Origin of the sequence: Streptomyces sp. Tu6071 (assembly GCF_000213055.1) — a bacterium.
GTDB classification, from domain to species: domain Bacteria; phylum Actinomycetota; class Actinomycetes; order Streptomycetales; family Streptomycetaceae; genus Streptomyces; species Streptomyces evansiae.
This window is the reverse complement of the sequence record NZ_CM001165.1, coordinates 1,532,396-1,537,613: the sequence shown is the minus strand read 5'-3', so window position 1 is coordinate 1,537,613 and position 5,218 is coordinate 1,532,396. Positions and strand designations below refer to the sequence as shown.

4 protein-coding genes are annotated in these 5,218 nt (G+C 75.4%); 1 reads left to right on the top strand and 3 read right to left on the bottom strand.

Features of this window, described 5'->3' with window-relative positions:
- Nucleotides 1–76 precede the first annotated feature (76 nt).
- Entirely contained in the window at nucleotides 77–283 is a 207-nt protein-coding gene (locus STTU_RS06315) for an MbtH family protein (protein ID WP_007820928.1), read from the top strand.
- 75 nt (nucleotides 284–358) lie between these two features.
- Here STTU_RS06315 and STTU_RS06310 read toward each other — a convergent pair whose 3' ends face one another.
- The 3 genes from STTU_RS06310 to STTU_RS06300 form a co-directional block, all read right to left on the bottom strand.
- Nucleotides 359–1,429 carry an iron-siderophore ABC transporter substrate-binding protein gene (locus STTU_RS06310; RefSeq protein WP_007820927.1) on the bottom strand — a complete coding sequence of 357 codons (1,071 nt, stop codon included), beginning with the start codon at nucleotides 1,427–1,429 and terminating at the stop codon, nucleotides 359–361.
- A gap of 108 nt (nucleotides 1,430–1,537) precedes the next feature.
- Nucleotides 1,538–3,475 (bottom strand): ABC transporter ATP-binding protein, encoded by a 1,938-nt coding sequence (locus tag STTU_RS06305; protein WP_234019171.1) that lies wholly within the window; start codon nucleotides 3,473–3,475, stop codon nucleotides 1,538–1,540.
- Entirely contained in the window at nucleotides 3,472–5,157 is a 1,686-nt protein-coding gene (locus STTU_RS06300; RefSeq protein ID WP_007820916.1) for an ABC transporter ATP-binding protein, read from the bottom strand. The genes STTU_RS06305 and STTU_RS06300 overlap by 4 nt, the downstream gene beginning before the upstream one ends.
- Nucleotides 5,158–5,218 lie beyond the last annotated feature (61 nt).

Below are 5,218 nucleotides of genomic sequence, written 5' to 3'. Positions count from 1 at the left end.
CCGCCCCGCCCCGCCCCGGCCCCGGCCCGACTCCGTCCAGACCCACCCCGTCCCGATCCAGCAAGGAGCGCACACCATGAGCAGCAACCCCTTCGAGAACCCCGACGGCCACTACTCCGTCCTCGTCAACGACGAGAACCAGCACAGCCTGTGGCCCGACTTCGTCGACGTCCCGGCCGGCTGGCGCGTCGTCCACGGCCCGGCGCCCCGGCAGGAGTGCGCCGACTACATCGAGACGCACTGGACGGACATGCGCCCCAAGAGCCTCGTGGACGGCGACTGAGCGCACCGGGCGGTACGGCGGAGGGGGCGGACACCACCGGGTGTCCGCCCCCTCCGCCGTCGCCCCGCCGGGTCCTCAGGACGCCGGGTTCTCCACCTTCGTGGCGGGCTTGCCGTCCACCGCCGCCGCGAGCTGCGGCACCAGGCGGTCCAGGACGTACGGGATGCTCAGCACCGTCGAGAGCGACACGGCGTTGCCGTAGTCGCTCGTCTCCTTGACGAAGACCTCGCGCCCCTGCTTCGCGACGTCCAGGTCCCCGTAGATCTTGTCGGCGTGCAGCTTCTTCACCGACGAGGTGGTGTCCGGCGCGATCCACAGCGCGGCGTCCTGGTCGAGCAGGTCCAGCCGCTCCTTGCTGATGTTGGCGCCGAACTCGTCCCCGATCACCTTGTCCAGGTCCTTCGGCAGCTCGAAGCCGAGGTCGGACAGGAGCCGCGAGCGGGGGTCCTGGCTGCCGAAGACGAACGTGCCCTCGTACGGGGTCGCCACGACACCCGTGGCCCCCGCGAACTCGGGGTGCTCCTTCTTCGCCGCCGCGAACTTGTCCTCGACGCCCGCCACGAGCTTCTTCGCCTCGGCGGACTTGCCGAGCGCCTTCCCGATCTCCTCCGTCTGCTGCTGCCACGGCACGCCGTAGTCGTTGAACTCCTTGGGCTGCGCGACGACGGGCGCGAACTTCGACAGGCTCTCGTACTGCGCCTTCGTCAGCCCGCCGTACACCGCGAGGATGAGATCCGGCTTGAGCGCGGCGATGCGCTCCACCTGCGGCCCCGTGCCGCTGTCCTTGAGGACCGTCGGCGCCTTCGCACCGCCGAGGTCCTTGCGCGCCCAGGGCCCGATCGCGCCCTTGTAGCCCCCCAGCCACTCGGTCGTGCCGACCGGCACCTTGCCGAGCGCGAGGACGGCGTCCTGGTCGGTCAGCCCGACGGTGACGATGCGCCGCGGCTCGGACTTCACCGTCGTGCTGCCGAACTTGTGGGCGAGCGTGACGGGGAAGGCCCCGGCGGCGGCGGAGTCCTGCGACGCCTTCGTGTCGTTGTCGGCGGCGGAGTCCGAGTCGGAGCCGCAGGCGGCGGCCGTCGCCGTCAGCAGCACGGTGGAGGCGAGCAGGCCGGTCAGCCGGAGGGCTCTGGGGGCGCGGGACATCAGATGGATCCTTCTGTTCGTCGGTGCGGTAGGGGCCCCGAAGGACTCGGGGCGGCGGGCGGTGGGGGGTCGGTCGGTGGGGTCGGTCGGTGGGGCGACAGGGGTCGGTCAGCGGGGGGCTTCGGAGATCTCGGGGTGCGCGGGGGAGGGGGCGGAGGACGGGGGCGGTACGGGCGCGGGGCGGCCCTTCGCCGCGGGGACGCGGCCACCTGCAGGGGTGCCGCCCCCTGCCGGGGTGGCGTCACCTGCCGGGACGCCGCCCTCCGCCGCGCGGACGCTTTCACCGGGGGAGCGGCTGCCCGACCAGGCCCGCCACAGGGTCGCGTACGCGCCGTCGGCGGCGAGGAGTTCCTCGTGCGTGCCCTGCTCCACGATCCGCCCGGCGTCCATGACCACGACCCGGTCGGCCGCCGCCGCCTGCCCGAGCCGGTGCGCGACGACGAGCGCCGTACGGCCGCGCAGGGCGCGTTCGGCCGCCTCGTCCAGGACCCGCGCGCCCGAACTCCCCGCCTCAGCCGTCGCCTCGTCGAGCACGACGAGCGGCGGATCGGCGAGCAGCAGCCGGGCGAGCGCGAGTTGCTGGGCGCGGTCGGTGGTGAGCCGGTGCCCGCCCTCGCCCACGACGGTGTCCAGGCCCTCGGGCAGTCGATCCACCCACTCCAGCGCCCCCACGGCGGCGAGCGCCGCGCGCAGCTCCGCCTCGTCGGCGTCCGGCCGGGTGAGGCGCAGGTCCTCGGCGAGCGGCCCGGCGAAGACGTGCACCTCCTGGGTCACGAGGCCCACGAGCCGCCCCGAGGCGTCCGGCTCGGCATTGCCGACGCGGACGCTCCCCGACTCCGCGCGGTGCAGCCCCGCGACGAGCTTGGCGAGCGTCGTCTTGCCCGCGCCGCTCGCCCCGACGAGCGCGACGCGCTCCCCGGGCCGCACCTCCAGGTCCACGCCGTGCAGGACCGGCCGCCCCGGCACGTACGCGTGCGTGACACCCGAGACCACCACCCCGGGCGGCCCCGTGACGGGCGCCGCGCCGTCCGCCGCGTCCTCCTCGGCGCGTACGTCGACCACGCCGACGAGGCGCGCGAGCCCCGCCGTCGCCGACTGCGCGTCGTCGAGGAGCACGAGCGCGGTGTTGACCGGCGTGAAGAGGCTGTGGAAGTACAGCGCGGCGGCCGTCGCCGTCCCGACCGACACCGCGTCGTCCCGCACCAGGAGGAACCCGGTGAGGAGCACCGCGGCGAGGCCCAGGTACTCGGCGACGTGCAGCCTGCCGTAGAAGCGCAGCACGAGCCGCACCCCGCGCATCGTCAGGTCGACGGCGGCGCGCGAACGCGCGGTGACCCGCCGGTCGTGCTCGGCTTGGAGCCCGTAGGCGCGCACCGTCCGCGCCCCGCCGATCGTGTCGAGCAACTGCTGCTGCTGGGCCCCCGTCACGATCCGCTCGCGGGCGTACAGCGGCACCGCGTGGCGCACGTACCAGCGCGCCGTCCACGCCTGCACGGGTACGGCGACGAGCGCGGCCACCAGGAACCGCCAGTCGAGGAGCGCGAGCGCGCCCAGCGTCAGCACGATCGACAGCCCCGACTTGGCCAGCTCGGGCAGCGCCGTGCGGACCGCCTCGGCGACCCGCGACACGTCCCGCGTCACGCGCGCGTTGAGGTCCCCCGAGCCCGCCCGCTCCACGCGGTCGAGCGGGAGCGAGAGCGCGCGCTCCACGAAGAGTTCGCGCAACCGCGCGAGCGCCGTCTCGCCGAGCCGCGAGACGAGCGCCATGCCCCACGCCGTCGAGGCGCCCTGCACGAGCGCGATCCCGGCGAGGGCGAGCACGGGCCAGGTCAGCGCGTCGGGGGAGCGGTGCCGCGTCACGAGGTCGACGATCCGCCCGAGGAGCGGCTGCGTGAGCAGCCCCACCGCCGTGGCGACGACGAGCACGGCGAAGCCCGCGCCCGCGAGCACCCGGTGCGGGCGCAGGAGTTCGCGCACGGCGGCGCGCGTGCGCGCGGGCGTGGCGGTCGGGAGGAGGTCCCGCTCGGTGCCGTCCTCGGTCGTCATGCCCACACCGTCCCGCGATACGTCTCATGGGTCCGCGCGAGTTCTTCGTGCGTCCCCTCCGCCCCGACCCGCCCGCCGTCCAGGAACACCACGTGGTCCGTCACGGCGAGCAGCGCCGGGCTGTTGGTCACGACGACCGTCGTACGGCCGCGCCGGAAGTCCCCGAGCCCGCGCGCGATCCGCGCCTCCGTCGCCGCGTCCACGGCGGTCGTCGGGTCGTGCACGACGAGCACGGGCGGCGCGGCGTGCAACGCCCGCGCGAGCAGCACGCGTTGCCGCTGCCCGCCGGAGAGCGACCTGCCGCCCTCGCCGACGTCGGTGCCCGCGCCGTACGGGAGTGCGCGCGCCACCTCGTCCGCGTCGGCCGCCGCCATGGCTGGCCCGGCCGCCGCGCCGTCGGGGTCCTCGCCCGCCGCGACGACGTTCGCGGCGAGGGACCCCTCGAACAGCGCGGCGTCGTGCCGCGCGACGAGCACCGCGGCGCGCAGCGCGGCCGGGTCGACCCGGGTCAGCGGCACCCCGTCCAGCTCGACCGCGCCCGCCTCCGGATCGGCCTCCCGCCCGAGGCAGTCGAGCAGGGCGTCGGCGAGCGCCGGATCGCTCACGGCGATCCCGGTCAGCCGCCCGGCGGGCACCCGCAGATCCACCCCGTCGAGCGCCCGCAGCCGCACCCCGCTGAGCCGCAACTCCCCGCGCGCGTCGGCCGGTACGGGCTCCTCGCCGCCCGCGACGGCGGGCCCCGCGCCGAGCACCTCGGCGATCCGGGCGGCGGAGGCCCGCCCCTGCGCCAGCTCGGCGTTGACCCATGCGAAGGTCTCCAGCGGCCCCACGAGGAACAGCGCGAGCCCCACTGCCGAGACGAGCTGCCCGAGGCTGAGCGAGCCGTCGAGGGCGAGGCGCCCGCCGACCCAGGCGATCAGGGCGAGGAAACAACCGGTGAGCGCGAGAACGAGCCCCGACTGCCAGGACTCGGCCCGCGCGGCGCGCAGCGTCGCGACCAGCGAGACCCGGCTCGTACGGCGGTACCGCTCCACGGCGGCCCCCTGCGCGCCGAGCCCCCGCAGCACCCGCAGCCCCGCGACGAGGTCGGCGGCGACGCCCGCCGCACCCGCCGCCTGGTCCTGCTCGGCCTCGCTGCGCCGCTCCAGGGGCTTGCTGAGCAGGTGCCCGAGCCACAGCAGCACGGGGGTGCCGAGGAGGACGACGAGCCCGAGCGGAACGGAGGTGAGGAGCAGCGCGACGGCGCTCACGGTGATCCCGGCGAGGGCCCAGATGCCGTTCATGAGCGCCATGGTGACCGCGCCGACGCGCTTCGCGTCCTCGGTCGCCACGTTCGCCAGCTCCCCCGAGAGCCGGTCGCTCCCGGCGCCGCCCCGCGCGTCGAGCACCCGGCGCACGACGGCGAGCCGCAAGACGTGCCCGGCCTCCTCGGCGCTGCGCTCCCCGGCGAGCGCCCCGAGCCGGAAGCTCCACGACAGGCACACGTACACGACGGCGAGGACCACGAGCCACAGCACGAGCCGTCCTCCGTCCCGCCCCGCCACCGCCTGATCGATGACCACCCCGATGAGCACCGGGGTCATCGCCTCACCGAGCTGGTGCACACACCCGAGAACGGCGGCAACACCGACACGACGCCCCTGCCCCCTGACGGTGCCCCGCAGGACATCCCGCCCCGACACTGCCTCTGCTCCCACCGCGCACCCTCCGAAGACGGTTCAACTTAGGGAAGCCTATTCTAAG